General features: G+C 45.0%; 26 protein-coding genes. 5 read left to right on the forward strand and 21 right to left on the reverse strand.

The window, feature by feature from the left end:
* The first annotated feature begins 4 nt into the window (after positions 1-4).
* Both NSQ83_RS15620 and NSQ83_RS15625 read left to right on the forward strand, forming a co-directional pair.
* Entirely contained in the window at positions 5-649 is a 645-nt protein-coding gene (locus tag NSQ83_RS15620) for an acetoin utilization AcuB family protein (protein WP_003229294.1), read from the forward strand.
* On the forward strand, positions 646-1,809 hold the full coding sequence (locus NSQ83_RS15625; protein ID WP_015251447.1) for an acetoin utilization protein AcuC: 1,164 nt from the start codon (positions 646-648) through the stop codon (positions 1,807-1,809). The genes NSQ83_RS15620 and NSQ83_RS15625 overlap by 4 nt, the downstream gene beginning before the upstream one ends.
* Before the next feature lie 10 nt (positions 1,810-1,819).
* Here NSQ83_RS15625 and motS read toward each other — a convergent pair whose 3' ends face one another.
* The 13 genes from motS to NSQ83_RS15690 all read right to left on the reverse strand — a co-directional run bounded on the left by motS (position 1,820) and on the right by NSQ83_RS15690 (position 13,919).
* On the reverse strand, positions 1,820-2,548 hold the full coding sequence (gene motS, locus NSQ83_RS15630; protein WP_003229290.1) for a flagellar motor protein MotS: 729 nt from the start codon (positions 2,546-2,548) through the stop codon (positions 1,820-1,822).
* Positions 2,538-3,356, reverse strand: coding sequence for a flagellar motor protein MotP (gene motP, locus NSQ83_RS15635; RefSeq protein ID WP_014477672.1), 819 nt, complete (start codon positions 3,354-3,356; stop codon positions 2,538-2,540). Before motP ends, motS begins: the two co-directional genes overlap by 11 nt.
* Before the next feature lie 62 nt (positions 3,357-3,418).
* Complete coding sequence (ccpA, locus tag NSQ83_RS15640) at positions 3,419-4,423, reverse strand: catabolite control protein A (protein WP_003229285.1); 1,005 nt, start codon at positions 4,421-4,423, stop codon at positions 3,419-3,421.
* Between the two features lie 275 nt (positions 4,424-4,698).
* The gene (locus NSQ83_RS15645; RefSeq protein ID WP_003223454.1) at positions 4,699-5,775 is read right to left on the reverse strand and encodes a bifunctional 3-deoxy-7-phosphoheptulonate synthase/chorismate mutase; all 1,077 of its coding nucleotides are present in this window, start codon (positions 5,773-5,775) and stop codon (positions 4,699-4,701) included.
* 235 nt (positions 5,776-6,010) lie between these two features.
* Entirely contained in the window at positions 6,011-6,337 is a 327-nt protein-coding gene (gene ytxJ, locus NSQ83_RS15650) for a bacillithiol system redox-active protein YtxJ (protein ID WP_015714529.1), read from the reverse strand.
* A 23-nt stretch (positions 6,338-6,360) separates the two neighbouring features.
* Positions 6,361-6,816, reverse strand: a complete 456-nt coding sequence (locus tag NSQ83_RS15655; protein WP_004398549.1) for a YtxH domain-containing protein — start codon at positions 6,814-6,816, stop codon at positions 6,361-6,363.
* A gap of 30 nt (positions 6,817-6,846) precedes the next feature.
* Positions 6,847-7,269 carry a DUF948 domain-containing protein gene (locus NSQ83_RS15660; protein ID WP_003229276.1) on the reverse strand — a complete coding sequence of 141 codons (423 nt, stop codon included), beginning with the start codon at positions 7,267-7,269 and terminating at the stop codon, positions 6,847-6,849.
* Positions 7,270-7,429: 160 nt separating this feature from the next.
* Positions 7,430-8,728 (reverse strand): UDP-N-acetylmuramate--L-alanine ligase, encoded by a 1,299-nt coding sequence (gene murC, locus NSQ83_RS15665; RefSeq protein WP_003229274.1) that lies wholly within the window; start codon positions 8,726-8,728, stop codon positions 7,430-7,432.
* Between the two features lie 249 nt (positions 8,729-8,977).
* A complete protein-coding gene (gene sftA, locus NSQ83_RS15670) occupies positions 8,978-11,836 on the reverse strand; it encodes a DNA translocase SftA (RefSeq protein ID WP_198878564.1) in 2,859 nt (952 codons plus the stop codon).
* 159 nt (positions 11,837-11,995) lie between these two features.
* Positions 11,996-12,601 (reverse strand): YtpR family tRNA-binding protein, encoded by a 606-nt coding sequence (ytpR, locus tag NSQ83_RS15675; RefSeq protein WP_198878563.1) that lies wholly within the window; start codon positions 12,599-12,601, stop codon positions 11,996-11,998.
* A gap of 15 nt (positions 12,602-12,616) precedes the next feature.
* Positions 12,617-13,426, reverse strand: coding sequence for a DUF1444 domain-containing protein (locus NSQ83_RS15680; RefSeq protein WP_009967991.1), 810 nt, complete (start codon positions 13,424-13,426; stop codon positions 12,617-12,619).
* Positions 13,427-13,440: 14 nt separating this feature from the next.
* On the reverse strand, positions 13,441-13,764 hold the full coding sequence (locus NSQ83_RS15685; RefSeq protein ID WP_003229265.1) for a thioredoxin family protein: 324 nt from the start codon (positions 13,762-13,764) through the stop codon (positions 13,441-13,443).
* 38 nt (positions 13,765-13,802) lie between these two features.
* A complete protein-coding gene (locus tag NSQ83_RS15690) occupies positions 13,803-13,919 on the reverse strand; it encodes a hypothetical protein (RefSeq protein ID WP_004399150.1) in 117 nt (38 codons plus the stop codon).
* A gap of 78 nt (positions 13,920-13,997) precedes the next feature.
* Here NSQ83_RS15690 and NSQ83_RS15695 point away from each other — a divergent pair, with 78 nt between their 5' ends.
* Positions 13,998-14,444, forward strand: a complete 447-nt coding sequence (locus NSQ83_RS15695; RefSeq protein WP_198878562.1) for a YtoQ family protein — start codon at positions 13,998-14,000, stop codon at positions 14,442-14,444.
* A gap of 54 nt (positions 14,445-14,498) precedes the next feature.
* Here the strand turns inward: NSQ83_RS15695 and NSQ83_RS15700 are convergent, their stop codons facing one another.
* The gene (locus NSQ83_RS15700; RefSeq protein ID WP_198878561.1) at positions 14,499-15,572 is read right to left on the reverse strand and encodes a M42 family metallopeptidase; all 1,074 of its coding nucleotides are present in this window, start codon (positions 15,570-15,572) and stop codon (positions 14,499-14,501) included.
* Between the two features lie 158 nt (positions 15,573-15,730).
* Between NSQ83_RS15700 and NSQ83_RS15705 the strand changes: the two genes are divergently transcribed.
* Entirely contained in the window at positions 15,731-16,048 is a 318-nt protein-coding gene (locus tag NSQ83_RS15705) for a PepSY domain-containing protein (RefSeq protein ID WP_014480575.1), read from the forward strand.
* A gap of 52 nt (positions 16,049-16,100) precedes the next feature.
* Here NSQ83_RS15705 and NSQ83_RS15710 read toward each other — a convergent pair whose 3' ends face one another.
* The 3 genes from NSQ83_RS15710 to trmB all read right to left on the reverse strand — a co-directional run bounded on the left by NSQ83_RS15710 (position 16,101) and on the right by trmB (position 19,441).
* Positions 16,101-17,801 (reverse strand): NAD-dependent malic enzyme, encoded by a 1,701-nt coding sequence (locus NSQ83_RS15710; RefSeq protein WP_128471895.1) that lies wholly within the window; start codon positions 17,799-17,801, stop codon positions 16,101-16,103.
* Positions 17,802-17,883: 82 nt separating this feature from the next.
* Positions 17,884-18,729 carry an MBL fold metallo-hydrolase gene (locus tag NSQ83_RS15715; protein WP_038427838.1) on the reverse strand — a complete coding sequence of 282 codons (846 nt, stop codon included), beginning with the start codon at positions 18,727-18,729 and terminating at the stop codon, positions 17,884-17,886.
* A gap of 70 nt (positions 18,730-18,799) precedes the next feature.
* Positions 18,800-19,441, reverse strand: coding sequence for a tRNA (guanosine(46)-N7)-methyltransferase TrmB (trmB, locus tag NSQ83_RS15720; protein ID WP_004398646.1), 642 nt, complete (start codon positions 19,439-19,441; stop codon positions 18,800-18,802).
* 206 nt (positions 19,442-19,647) lie between these two features.
* Between trmB and NSQ83_RS15725 the strand changes: the two genes are divergently transcribed.
* Entirely contained in the window at positions 19,648-19,926 is a 279-nt protein-coding gene (locus NSQ83_RS15725) for a YtzH-like family protein (RefSeq protein ID WP_003237926.1), read from the forward strand.
* Here NSQ83_RS15725 and NSQ83_RS15730 read toward each other — a convergent pair whose 3' ends face one another.
* The 4 genes from NSQ83_RS15730 to NSQ83_RS15745 all read right to left on the reverse strand — a co-directional run bounded on the left by NSQ83_RS15730 (position 19,927) and on the right by NSQ83_RS15745 (position 24,978).
* A complete protein-coding gene (locus NSQ83_RS15730; protein ID WP_009967993.1) occupies positions 19,927-20,724 on the reverse strand; it encodes a phosphotransferase family protein in 798 nt (265 codons plus the stop codon).
* A gap of 179 nt (positions 20,725-20,903) precedes the next feature.
* Positions 20,904-23,060, reverse strand: coding sequence for a type I pullulanase (gene pulA / locus NSQ83_RS15735; RefSeq protein WP_339238657.1), 2,157 nt, complete (start codon positions 23,058-23,060; stop codon positions 20,904-20,906).
* A gap of 25 nt (positions 23,061-23,085) precedes the next feature.
* The gene (locus tag NSQ83_RS15740) at positions 23,086-24,015 is read right to left on the reverse strand and encodes a diacylglycerol kinase family lipid kinase (protein ID WP_003229243.1); all 930 of its coding nucleotides are present in this window, start codon (positions 24,013-24,015) and stop codon (positions 23,086-23,088) included.
* A 48-nt stretch (positions 24,016-24,063) separates the two neighbouring features.
* Complete coding sequence (locus tag NSQ83_RS15745; RefSeq protein ID WP_029726421.1) at positions 24,064-24,978, reverse strand: hypothetical protein; 915 nt, start codon at positions 24,976-24,978, stop codon at positions 24,064-24,066.
* Between the last annotated feature and the right edge of the window lie 14 nt (positions 24,979-24,992).

Below are 24,992 nucleotides of genomic sequence, written 5' to 3' on the forward strand. Positions count from 1 at the left end.
AATAATGATTGTTGAGCAAATCATGAAAAGAGATGTCATTACATTAACGAAGACAGATACGCTTGAAACAGCCATATGCAAACTGAAGGAATTCCATATCAGACATCTGCCTGTTGTAGATGAAGAACGACACGTGATCGGCATGATTACAGACAGAGACATGAAACAGGCCAGCCCGAGTATTTTTGAAGAAAACAAACGAAGCCTATTTCTCACACGAAGCGTAGATTCAATTATGAAAAAGGATGTTGTCTGCGCCCACCCGTTAGATTTTGTCGAAGAAATATCAGCCGTGTTCTACGAGCATGGCATCGGCTGCCTTCCAGTGGTGCACCATCAAAAATTAATAGGCATTTTAACAAAAACCGATTTGCTGCGGACGTTTGTCAAATTGACAGGCGCTGACCAGCCGGGATCGCAAATTGAGATAAAAGTAAACGACATCACCAAAAGCCTCGCTGAGATCAGCAGTCTTTGCCAAGACCTTCAAGTGAAAATATTAAGCGTGCTTGTTTATCCGCATGACGATCCCGGTGTAAAAGTCCTTGTCTTCCGTGTAAAAACGATGAATCCGCTGCCGTTTTTGCAGGCATTACAAAGAAATGGACACCACGTCGTATGGCCGTCAGAGCAAAGGGACCTGCTATGAGAGACAGTGTATTTATTTATTCTCCATCCTACCAAACCTATATGTTTCATCAGGAGCATCCCTTTAATCAGCAGCGGGTTCTGTTAACATATGATTTGCTTAAGACGATCAATGCCTTTGATGATGGAGACATTGTCACCCCCAGACTCGCTTCAGAAGAGGAGCTTTCCCTTGTCCACACGGACGATTATATTCAGGCCGTAAAGCTTGCGGGCGCCGGAAAGCTTCCCGCTGAAGAAGGAGAAAGCTACGGGCTCGGCACTGAAGACACACCCGTCTTTGCCGGCATGCACGAAGCGGCATCACTCTTGGTCGGCGGCACTTTAACGGCCGCAGACTGGGTCATGTCAGGACAAGCCCTGCATGCGGCAAACCTTGGCGGAGGGCTTCATCATGGCTTTCGCGGGAGAGCATCAGGGTTCTGCATATACAACGACAGCGCTGTGGCGATTCAATATATCCAGAAAAAATATAGCGCCAGAGTGCTTTATATTGATACGGACGCCCACCACGGGGACGGTGTGCAATTTACATTTTACGATAATCCTGACGTATGCACGCTGTCCATTCATGAAACAGGAAGGTATTTATTCCCTGGAACCGGTCAGATCCAAGAAAAAGGCAGCGGAAAAGGATATGGCTATTCCTTTAATATCCCGCTTGACGCTTTTACAGAGGATGATTCTTTTCTTGAGGCTTACCGGACAGCAGCTTCAGAAGTCGCCGCGTATTTCGAGCCTGATGTCATTATCAGCCAAAACGGCGCCGATGCCCATTACTACGACCCGCTGACGCATTTATCAGCAACAATCAATATATACGAAGAAATCCCCCGTCTTGCACACACTTTGGCTCATCAATATTGCGGAGGGAAATGGATTGCAGTCGGAGGCGGAGGATATGATATTTGGCGTGTCGTGCCTCGCGCCTGGGCCAGAATATGGCTTGAAATGAAGGGAATTGACCCGGGACACGAGATCCCGCCGGAATGGATTGCTAAATGGCAAAAACAATGCCCCGTGGCCCTTCCGTCGAGCTGGAGCGATCCGGCTGATTTATATCCTCCGATTCCCCGCAAGCCTGAAATCACAGAAAAAAATGCCCAAACTGTCAGCAAAGCATTATATGCGATACGTTCTGAACAGCAAAGAACAAAGTAAAAAACGACCTTTACGAAGAGGTCGTTTTTGATTTTTTTATCACTATTTCCACACGCCGATTTTCCTTCATGTGTTCATTTGTCTTGTTATCCTTCACCGGCTTTGTATCCGCATAACCGACAGCAATAAAGCGCTTGGAGGGAAGCTTCTCTTTAGACGTGAAGTATTGAATCACTCCACTTGCCCGTGCTGCTGATAGCTCCCAGTTCGACGGGTATCGGTATGTCGAAATGTTTCGGCTGTCTGTATGCCCCTCCACCTGAATGTCATTTGGAATTGTTTGAAGAAGAACGGCAATTTGGTGAAGAAGTGTTTCGGCATTTTTCAGCACCTTTGCCTCACCTGTATCAAACAGCACAGCCTCCTGAAGAACGAGCACGACACCGCGTTCATCCCGTTTGGCTGTCATTTGGGCCTTCAAATGATTGTCTTTTATATATGTATTTACTTTCTTGAGAAGCTGATCCTGCTGATCCTCTTGCTTCTTCGTATCAGATGGGGATGTATTCTTTTTTTCTATGGATGTTTGGTCCGGCTGAAGCCCGTTGCCTTCCTTCTGGATCGAGTCCACTGCCGCTTTAAATTTTTGCAGATCGATTTGGGACATCGAAAAGAGTAAAATAAAGAACACAAGGATCAAGGTGATCAAATCTGTAAAGGTTACCATCCAGCTGGATGAAGATTGACTGTTTTTTCCGCTTCCATTCCTTCTTTCAAAACGTTCTCTTCTAAGCTTCATGTACAGATCCCTTTTTTGTTTTTACTTGTTTTGGCTGCTTCTGCCATTCTTCCCGTGAGCTGAAAACGACCAGCTGGCTTTCAAGGTTGCGCGGGTTTTTTCCGGATTGAACACCGATAATCCCTTCCACCATTACCTGCTTGATGAAAATTTCACTTTCTGTTTTCTCTTCAAGCTTAGCCGCGATCGGGTTGAAGACCATATTTGCCAGTAATGAACCATATAAAGTCGTCAGAAGCGCAATGGCCATGTTTGGTCCGAGCATATGCGGGTCGTTTAAGTTTTTGAGCATCAGCACAAGCCCGACGAGTGTTCCGATCATTCCCCATGCCGGAGCGAATTCTCCCGCTTTTTCAAAAACTCGCCGCCCTTTTCGGTGCCGTTCCTCCATTGCTGCGATTTCTGAATCCATGACGAGCCGAATCGTTTCTTCATCCCAGCCGTCAATCGCTAAAAGCAGCCCTTTTTTCAAGAATGGATCTTTGATTTCCCGAGCCTGATCATCCAATGATAAAAGCCCGTGTTTTCGCGCGTGATCGGAAAGGGAAACAAAGGTTTTCACAAGATCTTTCACATTGTCTTCCTGGCGGATGAATGCCTGCTTTAACACAGAGGGCGCTTTTTTCAGCTCTCTTGGCGGAAAACTGATAAAAACAGCGGCGCAAAGTCCCCCTGTTACGATGAAGAAAGAGGTCAGATCAAGAAAAGAGCGGAAACCGCTTACTCCCGATCCTGAAATAATCCCGATAACAATAATAATCGTTCCTAACACAAATCCAACAGGTGTAAGATAATCAAAACGTTTCATCATTTCTCCCCATGAAAAAAGCAAGAATTCACCATAAAGGTGAAGCTTGCTCTTTGTTTTTCTTATGACTTGGTTGACTTTCTAAGCTCTATACGGTGCGGCAGTTCGACGATATGCTCTTCAACCGGCTCTTTATTCATGAGCTTCGTCAGCAGTCTCATCGCAACGGCGCCGATATCATATGTCGGCTGAACAACTGTTGAAAGCTGAGGACGAACCATGAGGCTTAATCTTGTATTATCAAAGCCGATAATGTCGAGATCCTCCGGAATGGATAAGCCCTGATCCTGAGCGGCATGGATAATGCCGAGTGCCATTTCATCAGTTGCAGAAAGAATGGCTGTCGGTTTTTTATCCAGGCTCATCAGATGCTGCAGTGCTTCGAGTCCGGAATCATATGTGTAATCCCCTTCAGCTACAAATTGTTCATTAAACGGAAGGTTCGCTTCTTCAAGCGCACGTTTGTAGCCTTGGAGTTTTTTCGAACGGTTGATCGGTTCTGCCATTGGTCCGGAAACGAACGCGATGTCTGTATGTCCTTTATCAACCAAAAGCTTCACGGCATCATAAATCGCCTGTTCGTAATCGATAGCGACTGACGGTGTTTCCTCCTGCTCTTCTACAGAAGCGGCAAGTACAATCGGCACTGGAGAACGCTTAAATTCCGCCACATGCTCGTCCGTAATGTTTCCGCCCATAAACACGATGCCGTCCACTTGTTTGCCGAGCATTGTGTTTAACAAGTGCAGCTCTTTCTCCATGTTTTGGTCAGAGTTGCTCAAAATAATATTGTATTTATACATTGTCGCGATATCTTCAATTCCGCGTGCAAGCTCTGAATAGAAAATGCTTGAGATATCGGGAATGATGACACCTACAGTTGTTGTTTTTTTACTTGCCAGTCCTCTTGCCACCGCGTTTGGACGGTAACCGAGACGTTCAATGGCTTCCAAGACTTTTTTCCTCGTTGTCGGTTTTACATTCGGGTTGCCGTTCACGACACGGGAAACGGTTGCCATGCTTACATTAGCTTCTCTCGCTACATCGTAGATCGTAATATTGCTCATCCTAAAACCACTCCTTTTACTGGATACACTTATCCTTATCTATAGCATAAACACTTTATGTAGAGAAATGTCATAATGTCCGAATTTATGTCGTTTATGATTTGTAAGCGTAAGTCAGTAGTGTACATTATTTTTCATTATTCATCAAATTTAATTACTTCTCATGAAATTATACACGTTTTTATAGATGATGAAAACGTATACTTGGTTTTTATAACTAAATAAACGAGAAAGCATAAAAAAAGGCCGCAGGCGCGGCCTTTTGGATTGTTCAATTAAGCGTTGACTTTCACCATTGGCTTCAGTTCATTCAGCCATTTTTCGAATTCAGGAATCGCCATTTGCTGAGCAGAGTCAGAAAGTGCGACTGACGGATCAGGGTGAACCTCAGCCATTACGCCATCAGCACCGATCGCTAAAGCGGCTTTAGCTGTCGGAAGCAAGAGGTCACGGCGGCCTGTTGAATGCGTAACATCAACAAAGACTGGCAAATGCGTTTCTTGTTTCAAAATCGGCACAGCTGAAATATCCAGCGTGTTTCTCGTTGCTGTTTCATATGTTCTGATTCCGCGCTCACAAAGGATAATTTGGTCATTTCCTTGTGACATGATGTATTCAGCAGCATTGATAAATTCAGAGATCGTTGCAGCAAGACCGCGCTTCAGAAGCACTGGCTTTTTCACTGCGCCGGCCGCTTTCAGCAATTCGAAGTTTTGCATGTTGCGCGCTCCGATTTGAATGACATCAATGTAGTCCAGCGCTTCTTCGATATGAGCCGGAGTTACGATTTCACTGATAACCGCCAGATCAAATTCATCCGCTACACGTTTTAAAATTTGAAGGCCTTCAACACCAAGCCCTTGGAAATCGTATGGGCTCGTACGAGGCTTAAAGGCTCCACCGCGCAAAATTTTAATCCCTTGTTTTTTCGCAGCTGCAGCGACTTCAGCTACCTGCTCATAGCTCTCTACTGCACATGGGCCGACAATGAATCTTTGCTGGCCGTCTCCGATTTTTTCGCCTTTGATATCAACAATTGTATCTTCAGGTTTTTTCTTGCGGGAGACAAGCAGCGCTTTGCTGTGATCTTCTTCCTGAAGCTCTAAACCGGCTTTGAATATCTCTTTAAAAATGTGCTGGATGGTTGAATTTTCGAACGGCCCGTCATTGTTTTCAATGATATTGTTTAACATTGTGCGTTCTCTGACAGGGTCAAATCGGTTGACGCCCTGTGCTTCCTTCGCTTTACCGATCTCTTTTACAACATTTCCGCGTTCGTTGATTAGTTTTAAAATTTGTAGGTTTAATTCGTCTGCTTTCTGCCTTAAAAGCTCTAACTCTGTGTTGCTCATTTTTTTCATCCTTTCCCTGCACATTCATTTTTTATTTTGTAGTTATCATGCATCTTACTATAAGTAATTCCAAATGGAAATACTGAAATACAAAAAATTTTATAAAAACTCTACTTTATTACCCAAACGCTTTTAAGTGATAAAGTAATCTATGAAGCTATCCTACATGATGTGAGGGCAATGTTCAAGGGTTTTTTACAAAAAAAAGCGCCAGATGATATCTGGACGCTTTTTTCTATGACAAATGCTGCTCAATAGCGGCTTCTGTAATTTGTGAATGTGAGGTATGCCATTTCACTTCACCGTTCTGGATGATGAATACCTGAGGGCTTTCATGCTTGACCCCATATGTTTCTGCAATGAAATTGGACAGCGGCCGGGCTTCTTGTACTTGAAGATAGTAAGCCGGCACATCCTCATGCTGATTTGCAAAGGCATCAAACTCATGAAATGCTGCCTGGCTGATTGGGCATGTGGTGCTGTGTTTAAAGAAGACGAAAACGCCTTCCTGTTCTGCAATCCGTTTAAATTCTTCCTCAGATTGAATAAGCTGTTTAGCCATGACTCAAGCTCTTCCTTCCCTGCTCAGCGATTCAACTGCTCAGCCTGTTTTTGTGCATCTTTCAGTTCGTCTTTTACATCTTCTTTCGTCTGGAGGACTTGATCTTTTGTTTCATCAGCCGCCTGCATCGCTTCTTCCCTCATATCTTGCATTGCAGTCGATGAATCCGTTTTGTCAGATTTGGAACGGTCTCTCAAATCCTTTACCTTGTTCATGATCTGTCCAGACTGATCGGCTACAAGCTGTGTGATGTTGGAAGTTTTGTCTTTTGCGATGCTGACATATTGCGTGCCTTTTTCCTTCGCATCTGCCGTCATTTTATCAGTTTTGTCCCGTAAGGCAACAGCCTGGCTGCCGAGATCGTCGCGAAGTTCTTTGCCTGATTTAGGTGCTAGAAAAAGAGCTGTAGTGGCACCGATGATTCCCCCGATTAAAGTTCCGATTAAAAAATCTTTACTATTAATTCCATCTTTGCTCATCATTATTCCTCCTCTTAGTATTTTTTTCTCTTACAGGGCTGATTTTTTCTTTTGCTTCCATTTCTCCCAAATTTCCATTGCTGCTTGACTCCAAGTGACAACTTGATTGATCTTATCTTGATTTTCTCTAACTGATGCCGATACAGACCCTGCCGCTTGTTTCATGGATGTATTGAACTGCTGTACAGAAGCTCCCACTCCTTGAACAGCATGAACGACCGTGTTCAGCTTTTCTGATTTTTCCTGAATATCTTCAGCCAGGCGGTTGGTCTTATGTAAAAGCTCGGCTGTTTCAGTTGTGATGCCCTTCATTTGTCCCTCCAGCCCTTCAAGAGTGGATGCGACGTTTTTTAGTGTCAGCTGCAATGACTTCAGTGTTTTAGACAAGTAGATCACTAATACGAGAAATGCAACTGCGATGAGTGCAACGCTCAAATAAAGAATAATAATCATCTCAAACCTCCTTGCTGCAGGATATACTGCTGTTTACCCGTTTTCTTCAATCATAAACATGTGTACTGGGCTGTATACATACTATTCTCCGTTATGTAAGAAAATCCTTTAATAAGCTTTCCATCAGATAAATAAAAAGCAGTGAGATCACTGCTTTTTATTATGCCATGACGTTTTCGTAGGCTCTCATATATTTTTGGATATCTCCTGCTCCCATGAAGATGAGAACGGCTTTATCATGAGCTTTTAAAACAGATGTGTCATCTTCTTCAATCAGCTTGGCATTATGAATTTTTCCCTGGAGATCGCCGATCGTCAGCTTTCCGGCATTCTCACGGGCTGAGCCGAAAATATCGCATAAATACACACAGTCGGCGCCGCTCAGGCTTTCTGCAAATTCGTCAAGGAACTGCTGCGTCCGTGTAAATGTATGAGGCTGGAATACCGCGACAATTTCCCGATCAGGATATTTCTGTCTTGCCGCCTCGATTGTCACTTTTATTTCTGTCGGATGATGAGCATAGTCATCGATCAGCACTTGATCCCCAAGCTGCTTCTCATTGAATCTGCGTTTGACGCCCCCAAAGGATTTGAGAGCATGCTTAATGATGCTGGAATCAATTTCTTCATAATGGCATAACGCAATGACCGCCAATGAGTTTAATACATTGTGGTGGCCGTACGCAGGAATATAAAACGTATCATAGAACGTATTGCGGACAAAGACATCAAAAGTTGTCCCTTCCGTGCTTTTTACGATGTTTCTGGCTTGAAAATCATTTTCTTCCCCCGTGCCGTAATACACAACCGGGACGTTTGCATGGATTTTCGGCAGATGCTCATCGTCTCCGCAGGCAATAATGCCTTTGTTGACTTGAAGAGCCATCTCTTGGAAAGCGTCAAATACATCGTCAATGCTTGAGAAGTAATCAGGGTGATCAAAATCAATATTCGTCATAATCGCGTAATCCGGCTGATAGCTTAAGAAATGGCGGCGGTATTCGCACGCTTCAAACACAAAGTATTCGCTGTTTTCATTTCCCTGGCCTGTTCCGTCTCCGATTAAGAAAGACGTCGGTTTTGCGTTTTGGATCACGTGAGCCAGCAGACCCGTAGTCGACGTTTTGCCGTGTGCGCCCGTAACGGCAACACTCGTGAATTTTTTCATGTAGTCGCCTAAAAACTTATGATAACGTATCACCGGAATTCCCTCAGACATCGCTTTTTCTATTTCAGGATGCGTGTCTGGGAATGCGTTTCCGGCGATGACTGTCATGCCGGGTTTAATATTTTCCGCGCTAAAAGGAAGAATCGTAATATTTCTTTTTTCAAGCGCTGTTTGCGTAAAAATAAATTTTTCGATATCCGATCCTTGGACAGTATATCCATTATCATGAAGTATTTGGGCAAGCGGACTCATACCGGTCCCTTTTATTCCAACAAAATGATAAACAGTCATAATTGTACCTCCAACAAACGTCTATCTGTTCCCCAGTATATGACGCTCATTTCAATTTGCGACCGCGGCGGCTGAAAAGCCTCCCTTAGCGGCGTATTTTATATGTTTTGTTATGTTTAGTATCAGGTTATTTCTTTCCGATTAAACCCAGATATCAAGATTTGTCTATGCACAGCTGCTGTAAAGCGGCATAGCTGTTAAATGCTCTAAACACTATCATACCATGTTTGGTGTGAAAATGAACCCATATTATTCGTTTATTAAATCACTTGCTGTGATCAGCACCTCCCGAGGCTTGCTTCCTTTTGCCTCAGAGATCATGCCTTCCGCTTCCATCATGTCGATCAGCCTTGCCGCACGATTGTAACCGATTCTGAATCTTCTTTGCAGGCTTGAAGTGCTCGCACTGTTTTGCTCTACAACAAACTCACACGCTTCGTAAAACAGTTCGTCCTCTTCTTTCAGGGCTGATCCTTGTCTTACGAGCTCTTCTTGTTCAAATAAATAGGTCGGCGGCATTTGGCTTCTGACGTGGGAAACGACGCGGTTGATTTCCCGGTCTGACACAAAGTTACCTTGCAGACGAACCGGTTTTCCCGAGCCGTTTTCCAAAAAGAGCATATCCCCTTTTCCGAGAAGCTTTTCTGCACCGGCTATGTCGATAATTGTTCGGGAATCAACCTGGCTTGAAACAGAAAAGGCGATTCTCGTTGGGATATTCGCCTTTATCAGACCTGTAATGACATCGACTGACGGACGCTGAGTTGCGACGAGAAGATGGATACCGCACGCTCTGGCTTTTTGGGCGATCCGCGCAATGCTTTCTTCCACATCGTTTGGAGCCACCATCATCAAATCTGCAAGCTCATCAATAATGACAACTAAATATGGCAGCTTTTCACCCATTTGGTGTTCAGCGGTTAATTGATTAAAGCGGTCAATGTCGCGGACACCTGAATGGGCAAAAAGCTCATAGCGGCGCTCCATTTCCTCAACGACCCATTTCAAAGCAGCTGTAGCCGCTTTAGCATCAGTAATGACCGGGCTGACGAGGTGAGGAATTTTATTGTAAGGGGCCAGCTCTACCATTTTCGGATCAATCAGCAGCACCTTTACCTCACTCGGGTCAGCTTTATAAAGCAGGCTGACTAATATTGTATTGATGCATACGCTTTTTCCGGAGCCTGTAGCGCCGGCAATCAAGCCATGCGGCATTTTCTTCAAGTCGATAACAACAGGATTTCCTGAAATATCTAATCCCAGCGCAGCTGTGAGCGGTGACTTGCTTGTCCTGAAAGCTGAGCTGCGAATCATTTGGCGCAAATCAACCACCTTGCTCGTGCGGTTCGGCACTTCAATTCCGATCGTGTTTTTCCCCGGAATCGGCGCTTCAATCCGAATATCTCTCGCTGAGAGACTGAGTTTAATATCATCGGACAAGTTGGTGATTTTATTCACCTTTACACCCGGTTCAGGATGCACTTCAAATCTCGTGACAGACGGACCCTGGGTTACATGGACCACATTGGCGCGGACATTGAAGTTTTTCAAGGTTAAATCAAGAAGCTGACGCTGTTCTTCGATCCACGCAGTATCATCTTGAACCTGCGCTGGCGGGACATCAAGCAGTGCAACATTCGGAAATACATAGCTGCCGCGGCGCTCCTCTGCTTTTTGCTGTTTATGCGTATCTCTTTTCAGCATCATCACATTAAAAGGAACGGATGGCCCTTTTTGAGAAGATGCGCTTTGTTCAGTCCTTTTCTCCTGTACACCAGGCCTTTTTTTCGGCTCTTCTGAAGCTTCGCGAGGTTTGTCTGCGCGAATTCCCTGCCGATTTTCAAGAGGTGCAGTAGACGATTTGGAACCCTTCTCCATGTGTTCAGTTTTCTCAAGCTCTGTATGGCTGTCTGGCTGAACATCTATCTTCGTTTCCTGAGCCTCTCCCAGGATGTCATAATGATTATTTATTATGCTTTCTGATGGCTCTTCTGATTCTTTTGCCACAGTTTCTGCTTGAGCCAGAGCCTCTGATGAATACTCATGATCAGTCAATAAAGGCTCTTCCTGACGAATGTCCATTTGTTCTTCTTGAACGAACGGGGACTCAGCACCTTCTGCCGCGTTTTCATGATGATTGTATACTGGGCTGTCTGACGGCTCTTTTGCTTTTTCATCCTCAGATACTGCCGCTGTCTGAGATTCAGGAGCTGTTTGCTCTTCATCAAGTTCAGCGGAGAAAACAGGCTCTTCAAATTTCTCTGACTGCTGCTCCCTTTGTTCTTCCTTAGCCGTTGCAGGCTCTTCGCGGCCTACTTCACTGTCTGAAAGCCCTTCAGCCGCCGTATCTGTGAGCATCTCAGGCGGTGTTTGCTCTTCGGCATGTTCAGCTGGGAAGGAAGGCTCCTCTTTTTCCGGCTGTTGAACGCCTGACTCAAATGGCACTTTGTTACCTGACGGCTCGGCTGGCCGTTTCGCCAGCGCCTCATCATGCTCCGTATCCTTTCTGTTTAAAACGCCAGAAGGCTGTTTTTCAAATTGGGTATCCAGGAAGAAAGGACTTTCTTTTTTGGAATGCGCCTGTGTGTCTGAAGCAGGATAGCCGCGTTCACGTTCGATCTCTTCTGACAGCAGTGTTACCTTCTCTTTTACCGATTTATCCAGTTCGTTCAATGTTTCAGAAGGCTTTTTCGGCACATCCTTTTTAACGGATGGTTTTTGATTAAATCCATAGACAGGCGAAGGGATATTTGTCGGTTTAAACGGTTTCTTCGCCGGCTCTGCTGCTTGATATGTATGCTGCTCTTCTTCATTTCTGGGACGCTCTCTGTAAGGTGCAGCACTTGGACGAGGCGCGGATTTCGGTTCGTCCGATGGTGTGCGGCGCCTTCTCAGGTCATGATTTTTGTATCCGTCAGGCACGACTGGAAAACGGAATTTGCCTTTTGGATATTCATAATATATTTTAGGATCTTCCAATCTTTTTAATTGTCCTTCAGGATGAGGTACTTCTTGTTGCTGCGGAATTTGAGCGGGTTTTGTCTCCCGTTCAGCATCCTCTTCGCTTTCGCCTAAAAACAAATCAAAAAATTTATGAAGCCAACTCATAATTTATCTCTAACTCCCTTATAGTTTTCTGGGACGGTTTTTAGTATACCACTGCTGGTCGGCCCAGAAAAGATTAAGCTATCAGCAGAAACAAAGCCGCTAAACAAGGGCTTAGCGGCTTTTCACATGATTCGTTTTTTTTGGCGGATTTATGGGAGTCTAAAACTGAAATGCGTCTCCTGCCTCATAGTCTCCTTCTAACACAAGGATTCCTTTTTCAGCAGGGGCATCCGGCAAATCAAGCTCTTTCGCTGAGCAGATCATCCCGCTTGACGGAACGCCGCGAAGCTCTGCATCCTTAATGACAAGTCCGCTAGGCATCACAGCACCGACTTTGGCAACGACAACTTTTTGGCCTTGGTCAACGTTAGGCGCGCCGCAGACGATCTGAAGCGTTTCTTCTCCTACGTTGACTTTACATACGCTTAATTTATCCGCATTCGGATGTTTTTCTTTTGATTCTACATACCCCACAACAAACTTCGGAGATAAATCAACGACTAATGTTTCTTCAACGCCGTTTCTGTTTAAAATCTCATTCACATCTTGCACGAATGTTTCTGAGAGCGCAACAGGGCCGTTTTCATCAATGGTCAAGTAAGAAGACGCGTTGAAAATGTTGAAGCCCGTTGTTTCTTTTGTTTCGTTATTGAAAATTTTGACGACGTTGCCGTGTTTTTCATAGCCTAATTGTTCGCGTGTCACATCTTGAAGAGAGATCAAGAGCGTGTCTCCCACACCTTCTTTATTATAAAAAGCGTTCATAAGTAAAAATCCTTTCTAATCCTTTTTCGGACGGCTTTTCGCCAGGATAAACACCGGTTCCAGCTTTCCTTCATTGTACAAAAATGAAAGGGCGGTAATCGGGACGGTGCCGCCTGCAAAGAAGCTCATCGACATTTGTCCTAGAATATCATACCCCGATTCATTCCGGATGTCAGCAAGAATCAAAACGTCCTGATGAGGAACAGAGATCGCCAGCTCCCCTTCTGCATGCTGCTTATACTCATTTAAGATCGCTTCGTTCAAAATCCGGCTTGCATCGTATCCGTCGTTTGCCCTGAAGAAATAAAAGTAATTGCCGGCAACCGTATCCTCTTTGACAACCGTCGGCAGGGAACGGAGATTAAATGCGGCCGTCTCTCTGATCCGCTCTTTTGTCCAGTTTTCTTTCTCAAGCATGCGCTGGTCAATTAAACGGTAGGTTTTCCCGAGATCTAGCGCGTAATAAATTCTTGTCTCTGCGGTATGATCGTCATAAATGAGCGGGATATCTTCGCTGGACTTGTCCGGGAAGGAAGTCGAGCGGATGACCGGATAAATGCGAGTTTCTTTCCCGGTCATTTCCTGAGCCTTCCCTTCCATTGCCGTCATCGCTTCGGAGACATAGTACACGATCTCATCAATGGCTTCGTCTTTTTTCAGTTCCCATTTTGCAATAATCGGCGGCAAATCGAGTGTAATCCCTTTTTTAGTCGTTTGATCCTCAACACGGAGGGTGTCTTTTTCTCTGTCAAACAGAAAGGAGCGATTCTCGTGCTGAAGGCGCTGCTTCAGTATATCTGACAGCTTCCTTGAGGTCATTTTCAAACCGATGTCCTCCTTTACGCTTTAGCGAGAGAGTCTGTTAAAAACTGTTCAATTTCTTCTTTTGTTTTGCGGTCTTTGCTCACAAAACGATTTACTTCTTTTCCTTCATTAAACACCACAAAGCTTGGGATTCCGTAAATTTCCCACTCTGCACATGTATCAATGAATTTGTCACGGTCTACGTAGTAGTAGGTGAATTCAGGGAAATTCGCTTCCAATTCAGGCAGGAAAGGCTCTACAAAACGGCAATCCGGGCACCAATCGGCTGAAAACATAAATACAGACCAATCATCCTTTACCGCTTTTTCCAGCTCTTGAGTTGATTCAATTTTTTTCATTTCATATCCCTCCAGTTGTTTATGTTCTTACATGTTTTTTATCGATACTCGTCCATTTGGATCATACCAAACTGCTTGAGGCAAAACCACTTATATGCAACGAATGAATATGTAAGATTGGCTTTCCCATTATCATTATCATATTTTATTTGCATTATCAAGCTCGTTTCGTTTAACATCGTGTACATGAGGGTAAAATTTACAGATGGACATACATAAGGAGGGATTTTTATATGGAGTTTATCGTCTATTTAGCAGGAGAAATCCACAGCAATTGGCGCGAGGAAATTAAAGAGAAAACAAAATCACTGAAGCTCCCGATTACGTTTGTTGGCCCGATGGAGAATCATGACCGCTCAGACAATATTGGTGAAGAAATTATGGGCGTACAGCCAAATGCCGTTTTAAAGGATGACAAAGCCTCTGACATCAACAACTTCAGAACCGCCGTCCTGATGAATAAAGCAGACTTTGTGATCGCCCTGTTTGGCGAAAAGTACAAACAGTGGAACACGGCAATGGATGCATCATATGCGAACGCAAAAGGAAAACCCCTGATTATCATCCGGCCGGAATCGCTCCACCATCCTTTAAAAGAGCTTTCCAATAAAGCGAATATTACGGTTGAAACCGTTAACCAAGCCATTAAGGCCCTTTCCTATCTATTTGAAACAGAATAAGAAAAAAGCTTGTCGATCCGGGCTTACTGCTCGTTCAACAAGCTTTTATGAAACCTACATATTTTCTTTAATCGCATCCACCGTCTGCTTATCGCAGGCTGTTACAAGTTTGATGAGCATTTCTTTAGCAGCAGCATAATCATCAATATGAATGATAGAAGCGTTTGTATGAATATAGCGGGAACATATTCCGATAACCGCTGACGGCACACCGCTGTTCGAAATATGAACCTTGCCTGCGTCTGTTCCCCCGCCGGATACAAAATATTGATATGGAATATCATGCGTTTCAGCCATATCAAGAACGAATTCCCTCATTCCGCGATGCATGACTGTCGTTCTGTCAAGAATGCGCAGCAAAAAGCCTTTTCCAAGCTGGCCGAATTCATTTTTGTCTCCGCTCATATCGTTTGCCGGGCTGGCGTCAAGGGCGAAAAACAAGTCCGGTTTAATCATATGAGAAGCCGTCTGCGCGCCCCTTAGCCCTACTTCTTCCTGAACCGTTGCACCCGCATAGAGTGTATTCGGAAGCTCTTTACCGTGTAATTCCTTCAGAAGTTCAATGCTTAAGCCGCATCCATATCTGTTATCCCATGCTTTTGATAAAATTTTCTTTTCATTCGCCATCGTCGTAAACGGACAAACAGGCACGATCTGCTGTCCCGGTCTAATGCCGATTTTGATGGCGTCTTCCTTATCATCCGCTCCAATGTCGATCATCATGTTTTTGATATCCATCGGTCGGTTTCGCTGCGCATCTGTCAATAAATGCGGCGGTATGCTTGAAATCACACCCGGAACCGGCCCGTTATCTGTTTGAATTTCAACCCGCTGCGCAAGCAAAACCTGGCTCCACCAGCCTCCGAGCGTCTGGAATCTGAGCAGCCCGTTGTCTGTAATGGATGTCACCATGAAGCCGACTTCGTCCATGTGCCCGGCTATCATAATTCTCGGTGCGTCCTCTGCGCCTCGTCTGACTCCGAAAACACTTCCCAGTCTGTCCTGAACGATGTCATCGGCATATTTGGCTAGCTCCTGCTTCATAAAAGCACGAACCTGATGCTCATTGCCCGGCGCGCCGGGAAGCTGCGTCAGTGTTTGGAAAAGCGCTTTCGTTTCTTGATTCATGTTTTCCCCTCATTTCTATGTAGTCCTTTTATTTTATTAGAAACAATGAAGTTTTCCAAGCACCCTGACCGAATCTGCTCGATCAGCCGCGTATTGCTTAACAGGATTTGGCTGTTTCTGTATAATGAAAAGTACGATCAACCAGGAGGTGCTTTATTTTGAAATTGCGTCATCTTCTTTTAGGTGCAGGACTTGGAATTTGTGCGGCTGTCGTTGTGAAACAATATGTGATGAAGCCTTATATTTCTTCAGAAAAAGCGCTTCGAATTGTAAAGTCTGCTTTTAAGCAGCGGGGCCCGATTGACGGATCATGGATTTACACCCAGCCGGAGCCTTACAATATTAACGGAGAAACGGTACAGGTATACAAAACCGGCATTACACGATCAGCTTTCGGAGAATTAGAACAGTATGAAGTGATGGTGGATGCCAAAACGGGAGAAATTGTTGATGTCATTGATACAATCGCCTCTTAACACCGGACAAGCAAAAAATAGAAGCCGCTGCCCACGCAGCGGCTCTTTTTTATTATATCGCGCGAATTGGTTTGTATACCGGATACCACATCGCATCCTGCACTGCCTGTATAATGTCTTCAGGCTCTTCCGTAGCGACGCCTTCCTTCATTGCGGTTTTTGCAACTTCAACAGCAACGGTTGCCGAAACAGTGCGCAAATCTTCAACTTTTGGAAGCATCGGCGCGCCAGGCACCCCGACATTGACCATACCTGCGATTGCCCGGGCACATGCTTCAAACATGCCGTCGGTAATTAATTTTGATTTGGTAACAATCGTTCCAAGACCGAGACCAGGGAAGACAAGCGCGTTGTTTGCCTGCCCGATATGATACGTAACTCCGTTATATTCAACTGGCGGGAACGGGCTTCCTGTCGTGATCAGCGCACGGCCTTCTGTCCATTCGATTAAATCCTCCGGTTTTGCTTCAGAAAGAGTTGTCGGATTTGACATTGGCAAAATCGCCGGCCGTTTCACATGTGACGCCATTTCTTTTACAATTTCTTCAGTGAAAGCGCCGGAAACCGTAGATGTGCCGATCAGGATCGTTGGTTTCGCCTGCCGGACCACTTCAAGAAGATCAATGCCTCCGCCGTCTCCGTTCCGCTGATATTCCTTCACTTCATCAGCCGAACGAGCATACGGCTTTTGGAAATCAAGAAGCTGATCCATATCATCTGTTAACAGTCCGTTTCTGTCTATGCACCAGAAGCGCTTGTATGATTCTTCTTCACTCAGTCCCTCGCGCACCAATGCTTCCCGCAGCTGTTCGGCAATTCCGATTCCTGCCGTTCCCGCTCCGAATATAACAACTCTGTGATCTCTCAGCGGAACTTTAGACGCTTTTGCACAGGATAAGACTGCGGCCAAAGAAACAGCGCCAGTTCCTTGGATATCATCATTGAAGGTACACACTTTATCTTTATAGCGTTTCAAAATGCTTCGCGCGTTTTTCGCCCCGAAATCCTCCCAATGCAGCAATGCATTCGGAAATGTTTCTCTCGCAAGCGCAACGTAGTCGTCAATAAATTGGTCATAGCGTTCTCCGCGCACTCTAGAATGCTGGTTGCCGACATAAAGCGGATCGTTCAAGAGGCTCTCCTGATTTGTCCCCGCATCTAAAACAACAGCCAGCACTCTGCTCGGATCAATGCCCGCAGCCGCTGTATAAACCGCCAGCTTGCCAATAGAAATTGCGATTCCTCCGACGCCCCAGTCACCGATTCCTAAAATTCCTTCCGCATCAGTTGCAACAATTAAATCGATCGTATCGCTTTGATCTTTATACTGTTTAAAAGCTTCTTTCATACCGTCCGGGTCATCGATTGACAGATAGAGCCCTCGTGGTTTTCTGTATTCATGGCTGTATCTCTGAATTGCCGTTCCGACTGTCGGTGTGTAGACAATCGGGAGCATTTCCCCTAAATGGTCATTTAACAGGCGGTAAAACAGCGTTTCATTCCGATCGTGCAGCGCCGTTAAATAGACATTTTTGCTCAAATCGTCAGGCTGTGCGGAATATTGTTCATACGCTCTTTTCGCCTGATCATCAATTGTTAATACCTTGGGCGGCAGAAAGCCTTTTAAACCAAGTTCTTTTCTTTCTTCCTCAGTAAAAGCAACACCTTTGTTCAAAAAAGGAACAGAGAGCACTTCAAGGCCTCTTAATGTTGTTTGAATGTCTCCTTCGTTTGTTACTCTGAATTGTTTCACCCTGCCTCTTCCTTTCTGAGCATAATTAGTACTAGGTTTGCATTATTAGCCGGAAAACATGCAGGGTAAACATAAAAATATGCTATCGCTTCATTCGCTTAACTGACTTTTTGATACTTCCGTCCTCCTCCCATTGAAGGGCGCGATACTCGGCATCATGGTAAAAAATAAACCAAGCATCTTTTTCTGCTGCGAACGCCTGCCATTTCTGCTTTTGCGGGATAGAGGTCATCGGATAATCATCGTAAGCCAGCACCCATAGCGGATTGCGGTGGGCATGTGTCGGCATCAGATCTGCCATATGTACGGCAGTTTCACCCGCATCCTCGCATATCAGGACACTGTGTCCGTCGCTATGGCCTCCGGTGTGATGCATTGTAATACCCTCTGTGATCGTTAAGGTGTCTTCAAAGGTTTTGACTTGGCCAGCTACAGCCTCCCAATTTTCTTTCCAATACGTATTTTTCGACCTGATATTCGGATGGCGCATTTCGTCCCATTCAACAGCAGATGTATAAATCACTGCATTCGGAAAGACAGAGACGAGCCGTTCACCTTCATATTCCGTTAAACCGCATGCATGATCAAAATGAAGGTGTGTCATTGCGATCACATCTATATCGGCAACCGTTAATCCGAGTGCAGCTAATGAGGGTTTCACATTCGACTCTTGTGTCACGCCATAGTTTCGTTTTTGTTTATCAGTCAGCTTGCCGTACCCAATTCCGGCGTCAACGATGATATTGAGCCCATCCTTTTGAATCAAAATAGGGTCTGTTCTTAGTTCAATCTGGTTTTTTTCATTGACTGGATATTTTTTAGACCAAAGCGGCTTTGGCACAACGCCGAACATGGCGCCTCCGTCCATATGCGTCACGCCTCCGTCAAGCCAGGTCAACGTGATGTTTCCAATTTTCATTGTTTCCATTTTCATCCCCCCCTGTCATCATGGTAGCAAACGGCCCATAAAAAAAACAGACTCCTGTCAGAGTCTGTCTTTACGTTCTCCATTCAACCTCAGCCCGATAGATCGGCTGGCCGAGTGCAGAGAATTTTTCTTCATATTCTGTCATAATATTGCCTTCCAGATTGCTGTTATGCAAATCGAGACTGACGTATGTCAGCAGGAGGCCGTACTCAGAGAAGCTCTTCAAAGAGTACTCAAATAAACCTCGGTTGTCCGTTTTAAAATGAATCGATCCGCCTTTGCCCATTACTTCTTCATATTTTTTGAGGAAGTGGGAATATGTCAGGCGGCGTTTTTCATGCCGTTTCTTCGGCCAAGGATCAGAAAAGTTCAAGTAGACCCGTTTCACTTCCCCCGGCTCAAACACATCCGTCAGCGTGTCCGCATCTATATTCAGAAGCTTTACATTCTGCGCTTCGCTGTCTTTTACTTTTTGGACGGCTGTCACGATGACGCTTTTAAATAACTCAATACCAATATAATTGATGTCGGGATTTTGTTTGGCCATACCAGAAATAAATTGGCCTTTTCCTGTACCAACCTCGATATGGATCGGATTGTCGTTGCCAAACACTGTGTTCCATTTCCCTTTATAATCAGCAGGATTGCTGATGGCAATATCTGCGTTTTCAGCCAAAAAGTCATCAGCCCACGGCTTGTGGCGCATTCTCATATGATTGACACCTCTATCTATTATTTCGACTAACAACATACCATGAATTAAAAAGACCCGCAAGCTCGTTTTTCCAGTGTATCTCTCTTAAGACCGAGCGCATAAAAAAAGAGGGTCCCGTCTGCTGGAACACTCCTTTCACATGTATAAAAACGCTCTGTTTTGAACAATTTAACCCGTATGATACTGAAGGGATGTGTACCGTTATGGGTTTACATTATGAGCATCAAGTTCATTTATTGAAGGATATATTGACTGACCATCAATTGGACTGCTGCGGAACAGTCGCAGAGTACGAGCAGCTTGAGCGTGTGATTAAATCACTGATGGCAAACACCGAGCTTGATTCAAATTTCAAAAACGTGCTTGAAGATGTTTACCGCTACAGCCAATCAGGAATATCGTCCAAATCCATCGACTCACACATACAAGAGCATCAGAACAGCCTGTCTCAATGGGTAGAGCAAATGGATTCGTATTCCTGATTAATCAACAATTCGTTTCATGAGGATATGCAGCTCTTCCATTGCATCATGAAATTCCTTATCATTGCCTTTTGCTTTATGCCAGGCAATGAAAGTAATTGTTTCAGATAACACATACCAAGCCATTCGCAACCGAAGGCTTTCTGTCAGCTCTATGCCGTACATGCTCAGCCAGCTCTCCCAAGCTGGCTTTTCGACGTAGTGGTACAGCAAAGGCCCGAGGTCCATCGCCGGATCAGCGATCATGGCGCCGTCCCAGTCAATTAAATACAGCTGGTTGTCTTCAGACAATAGCCAGTTATTATGATTGACATCACAATGGCAAACGACTTTCTCACCGAAATGCACTTCATGCAGGTGTTCTTCCAAATACTTGATCCCTTCTTGAATCAGCGGCGAAGATTGCTGCACAGCAAATACAGCCTGCTTCAGCTGAGACAAAAGAGCCCCCGGGTTCAGCGGTTCTTTTCCAAGTCTCTTCAGCATGTCCAGCAAGGCTTTTGATGTGTGTATTTTACGAAGCAATTCAGCAACGGGCCGTCCGCTCATGTCTTTAGGCTTCAGCTCTCTGCCGGTCATCCAGTGCTGGGCCGTAATGACGTCCCCATTTTCCATCCGTTTTGTCCAAACCAGCTTCGGAACAATGCCTTCGGCGGATAAAACAGCTAAAAAAGGTGAGCTATTACGTTTTAAAAAAAGCTGCTGCCCGTTATGTTTCGCATAATATGCATCTCCTGTAGCTCCTCCGGCGGGGAAGATCTCCCAATCGCTACCTAGTAATTGTCCCAACCAGTTCATATCAATGTTCAACCCATCATTTCTTAAAATATTTTAGAATTAAGGCTAATCGTTTCTAGTCTATCCAGCGAATGCCTTTTTCGTACGAATCGTATAAAAATAAAAAAGACAGCTATTGAGAGTCTCATATGCTAATCAATAGCCGTCCTTTAAATTTTAGCGCTATAGCACAAACTTCGTCAAGCAAAACTCTTAAGATCTGATGCTAAATATAAGATAACCGTTCCGATGCCGTTTACTGCAACCGTTTTCTTGATTTCTGCCGGGTCTTTCTGAAATCCTGATGTATCACTTAAAAGCCGATAAGGTATGTCGTTTGGCAGCCTCCACTCGACGGAGTCTGGACTCGCGTGATGGATAACAATGATATCTTTCCATTCGTCAACCTCGTCAAGATCATAAAGCCTGTATGCGATAAGGTGTTCTTCTAGCGTCAAGCATTCAAGATGGCGCCGGATGTCTGCAGCGGACCTAAGACGGAATGCAGGATGCGCTTTTCTCAGCGAGATCAGCTTGCAGATATAATGAACATCTTCTTTGAACGTTCCACGGCGATCCCAGTCGAGCTGGTTGATGCTGTCACTGGATTGATAGCTGTTTTCCACTCCCTGCTTCGTCCGGAAAAATTCCTGGCCGCTGTGAATAAACGGCACCCCTTGGGCAAGCAAAATAATCGCGGCTGCAAGCCTTTGCCTGCTTCGCTTTCGGCTGTCATTTTCTTGAGGAAGCGCGAAGCTCATTTTATCCCAAAAGGTGTGATTGTCGTGTGATTCGACATAATTGATGGACTGGCTTGGTTCCGGAACAATCGGTGCTAATGCCTTCCATCCGGAAGACCCGGCAATTCCATGCATCACAGCTTGTGCTGATTCACTGCTGCCGAGCGCAAACCCTGCTGCCTTAAGGTGAAAGGTGTTCCCTTTTACAGCGTCACGAAACATATCATTAAAAAAGCCGATGCCCGGCATTCTTGGCGCGTTCGCCAAAGCAGCTTTCTGTTCATGCGGCAGCGGTGTAGCCAGATCCCAACCTTCTCCAAAAAGCAGGATTCCGGGCTTTGCCTTAGTTGCTTTCTCTTTCATATAAAGCACGGTGTCAATATCTAAAATCCCGAGGAGATCAAAGCGGAAGCCGTCAACATTGTATTCTTCAAGCCAATAGACCACGCAATCCGCAATGAATTTTCTTGCCATCCTTCTTTCTGATGCAATATCATTGCCAACGCCGGTGCCGTTTGATGGCATCCCACATTCGTCGTGCCGGAAAAAATAACCTGGCACTGTCTTTTCAAAGGGGGAATTCTCCCTCTTATACACATGGTTAAAAACAACATCCAGAATGACTCGCAGACCGTGCTGATGCAGGGTATTGATCATTTGTTTCAGCTCTGTTTTTCTCGTTTGAGGATCATGAGGATTTGAGGCATAGCTTCCCTCCGGGGCAAAGAAATGAAGCGGGTTATATCCCCAATTGTATGCATCAAGCGGCTTCTCTTCATCAACTCCGGCAAAATCATTCACCGGCAGAAGCTCCACATGTGTCACACCAAGCTCTTTTACATACGCTAATCCCGAAGAACTGCCATTTGCGGTTTGTGTATCAGTTTCCGTCAGCGCTAAGTATTTTCCCTTGTTTATCATGCCGCTGTTTTCATGGATGGAGAAGTCGCGAAGATGCGTCTCATAGATGACGGCATCCACAGGGTGTGAGAATGGTTTAAGAGGAGCAGTCCATTTCATTTGATCCGGGCGCAAGACGACGCCCTTCTCTCCATTTACAGTCACAGCCTTGGCATACGGGTCAACTGTTTCCATCCATTCTGAATTGTTGCAGATGCAAAACAAATACTCATATCCGTGAAGGTCACCTGTGACCGTAACGGCATAGACGCCTTTTTCCAACCGAGTCATTTGGAATGTGCGCCCGCTTTTATTGGGGTGTGAAAGCTTGACAGCAGCTGAGGTTGCAGCAGGCGCCCATACTTTAAATACGGTATGATCCGCGGTATAAACGGCGCCCAGCTCTCCGTCATAATAAAATTCGTCATCAAACGCTGCCGTCCGGATGACCGCGCCAATTTGGAGATCCGTTTTGTGGCCGCTGGATGCTCTGACGCAATGGATTTTTCCAAATGTCACAGGATGGTCGGATACGCAGACGTACTTGTATTTTGCTTCAAGGGAGTATTCCTCCCTGACAGCCAGAGGAAAATCTGTTATTTCTGTCTCAAGCCGAAACGGCGGTGTCATGATTTCCTTTTGTTCAGCAGGAATCAGAACAGTAATGATATTCATGTCATCGACATACGCTTCGAAGCTGCGGCGGATGCTGACCATCGGAAGCTCTCTCCTCCAAACACGTTTATGTTTTGATTCTTAGGGGGGAAGGACTAGATGCCAGACGAAACGGGGTAGTGCCCATGATTTCACCGTCAGCATGGAACGGGATTTTGTCCTTCGTGTAAAATGTAATGTCCTTCGCTTTAAACATCGTAACGCCATCCATCTTTGTATGTTTTCCAAATGCCATGAGACATAAAAGCCAATATTTTTTCAAAAACGGCTGGTTTTCAACGATTACGATATCAAATGTCTTCTCGCGCGGATTTGCTAAGGGCGCCGCCTTCATGCCTCCCCCGTAAAACGGATGGTTGGATACAACGGCAAACCAGACATCATGAAATTCGCGCGTCTCGTCTTCCGTCGTACAAGCTAACGTAAACGGCTTAAAGGTTGCCGAAGCGTGCAAATGAGAAAGCGGATACACAAGAAATCGAAGGCGGAGAAAAAGAAAAACCCGTCTCAACGGAAATTCCATCGCCTTTTTATTGACATATGCGTCAAACCCGATCCCGATATGATTCATAAAATAAAGAATCTGTGATTTATCCTGAAGGAAATTGACGCTCCCTAAATGAAAGGTTCTTGTTAACGGGCGCTTTACCTTCTTGATTTCCTGTATCAGATCGATTTTTTTAATAGAGAACCCTCGCGAAAAATCATTATACGCGCCCGCCGGCACAAAGCTCAGCTCAATATCGTCAACATCTTTCAGCCCGTTGACAACTTCATGCATGGTTCCGTCTCCGCCAATGACGATCAGGCGCTTCAGCTTATATTCCTGTATCGTTGAAATCTGTCTGGCGAGCACCTCTGCGTGTCCCGGATGTTCAGTTAAAAATGAACGGTGCTCAACCTTTCGTTTGATCAATTCTTTTTGAATGGACTTCCAAACACGCAGGCCGTTTCGATGTCCTGCTGTCGGATTAATAATAAAAAACCAATGGCTCATCTTTCTCACCTGCTTATGTTATGAGAAAACCGCTCAAATCGTTCTCTTTTACTCCAGCCACTCCTGTCTGCGATAGGAGTCAGACATGCAGTAAGACAATAGAGCCTTTGCAGCCTTTACCTGATGATGTTTGATCGGAGCAGTGTTTTTCTTCTGCCGCTCAATCCATTCTTCCGCGCTCCGCTTATCCGCTATTTCTAAGCCGTATGGCGGCTCCGGGTAATCGATGTACGACGTTCTGCTCAGAAGCAATTTTCGAACCGGGATCTCAGCCTGTTTTTCCTTTACGATCTTTGACACAACCGAGTCCGTACGAAACAGGCTAAGCCCTGGATTTAACACTGATGCAGTCTGAGAGGCTGTTTTCTTGTCCCAAAAACGATTTTTAGACCCTATGTAGACACTGTCTTCCTCAGCCTCTAAAAAAGAAACGCAATAAATTTCCAGAGGAGAAATAATCACAATGCTTAATTCAACCGCCGCCTGCTGAATTTTCAGCACAGGCTTATACATAATAAAATAAGAATCAGGCAGCTGCTGGGTCAGATAACGCAAAATGCGGTCCTGCTTCACCTGGTTTGAGAGTTGAGATATTTCTGAAAGAGTAGAGCTTGCCCATTTGAGCTGAAAATCATATAAATGCCTTTTATAAAAAGAAGCAAGCGCCACCCTGCTCTTCGGGAGCCTTACATGAATATCTTCTTCGTCCTCAAACCATTGGTGTCTCTCTTCTTGTATATCGGCTTTTATCTCTTCTTTTCTTCTTTTCAATGAAAATTTTTTTCGTTTCTGCACCGGTTCCGGTTCTTCAGCTCTGGCTTGCCTTTCTTCATGCTGGCGTTCCGCTGCTTCTACTAGTGAAAGCCAGCGCTCTTTTTTCAGACGTACAAACTGGTTGATATAATGGTACGGATCAAGCTCATATCTTGATATATAATCATGAATTTTGATGATTTGTGCCATGTTTGTTTCTCCAC

Source organism: Bacillus sp. PS217 (assembly GCF_037963535.1).
GTDB lineage: Bacteria > Bacillota > Bacilli > Bacillales > Bacillaceae > Bacillus > Bacillus subtilis.

Bases quoted from the DNA above. Each gene is read 5' to 3' on its own strand.
- NSQ83_RS15740 (WP_003229243.1), bottom strand. From the start codon at position 24,015: ATGAGCCATTGGTTTTTTATTATTAATCCGACAGCAGGACATCGAAAC.
- NSQ83_RS15730 (WP_009967993.1), bottom strand. From the start codon at position 20,724: ATGAACTGGTTGGGACAATTACTAGGTAGCGATTGGGAGATCTTCCCC.
- NSQ83_RS15715 (WP_038427838.1), bottom strand. From the start codon at position 18,729: ATGGAAACAATGAAAATTGGAAACATCACGTTGACCTGGCTTGACGGA.
- murC (WP_003229274.1), bottom strand. From the start codon at position 8,728: ATGACTGTTTATCATTTTGTTGGAATAAAAGGGACCGGTATGAGTCCG.
- motP (WP_014477672.1), bottom strand. From the start codon at position 3,356: ATGAAACGTTTTGATTATCTTACACCTGTTGGATTTGTGTTAGGAACG.
- ytxJ (WP_015714529.1), bottom strand. From the start codon at position 6,337: ATGGCTAAACAGCTTATTCAATCTGAGGAAGAATTTAAACGGATTGCA.
- NSQ83_RS15725 (WP_003237926.1), top strand. From the start codon at position 19,648: ATGGGTTTACATTATGAGCATCAAGTTCATTTATTGAAGGATATATTG.
- NSQ83_RS15625 (WP_015251447.1), top strand. From the start codon at position 646: ATGAGAGACAGTGTATTTATTTATTCTCCATCCTACCAAACCTATATG.
- ytpR (WP_198878563.1), bottom strand. From the start codon at position 12,601: ATGAACGCTTTTTATAATAAAGAAGGTGTGGGAGACACGCTCTTGATC.
- NSQ83_RS15700 (WP_198878561.1), bottom strand. From the start codon at position 15,572: ATGAATCAAGAAACGAAAGCGCTTTTCCAAACACTGACGCAGCTTCCC.
- motS (WP_003229290.1), bottom strand. From the start codon at position 2,548: ATGAAGCTTAGAAGAGAACGTTTTGAAAGAAGGAATGGAAGCGGAAAA.
- NSQ83_RS15655 (WP_004398549.1), bottom strand. From the start codon at position 6,816: ATGAGCAAAGATGGAATTAATAGTAAAGATTTTTTAATCGGAACTTTA.
- ccpA (WP_003229285.1), bottom strand. From the start codon at position 4,423: ATGAGCAATATTACGATCTACGATGTAGCGAGAGAAGCTAATGTAAGC.
- NSQ83_RS15695 (WP_198878562.1), top strand. From the start codon at position 13,998: ATGGAGTTTATCGTCTATTTAGCAGGAGAAATCCACAGCAATTGGCGC.
- NSQ83_RS15660 (WP_003229276.1), bottom strand. From the start codon at position 7,269: ATGATTATTATTCTTTATTTGAGCGTTGCACTCATCGCAGTTGCATTT.
- NSQ83_RS15645 (WP_003223454.1), bottom strand. From the start codon at position 5,775: ATGAGCAACACAGAGTTAGAGCTTTTAAGGCAGAAAGCAGACGAATTA.
- NSQ83_RS15690 (WP_004399150.1), bottom strand. From the start codon at position 13,919: ATGCAAATAAAATATGATAATGATAATGGGAAAGCCAATCTTACATAT.
- NSQ83_RS15685 (WP_003229265.1), bottom strand. From the start codon at position 13,764: ATGAAAAAAATTGAATCAACTCAAGAGCTGGAAAAAGCGGTAAAGGAT.
- NSQ83_RS15745 (WP_029726421.1), bottom strand. From the start codon at position 24,978: ATGGCACAAATCATCAAAATTCATGATTATATATCAAGATATGAGCTT.
- trmB (WP_004398646.1), bottom strand. From the start codon at position 19,441: ATGAGAATGCGCCACAAGCCGTGGGCTGATGACTTTTTGGCTGAAAAC.
- pulA (WP_339238657.1), bottom strand. From the start codon at position 23,060: ATGGTCAGCATCCGCCGCAGCTTCGAAGCGTATGTCGATGACATGAAT.
- sftA (WP_198878564.1), bottom strand. From the start codon at position 11,836: ATGAGTTGGCTTCATAAATTTTTTGATTTGTTTTTAGGCGAAAGCGAA.
- NSQ83_RS15620 (WP_003229294.1), top strand. From the start codon at position 5: ATGATTGTTGAGCAAATCATGAAAAGAGATGTCATTACATTAACGAAG.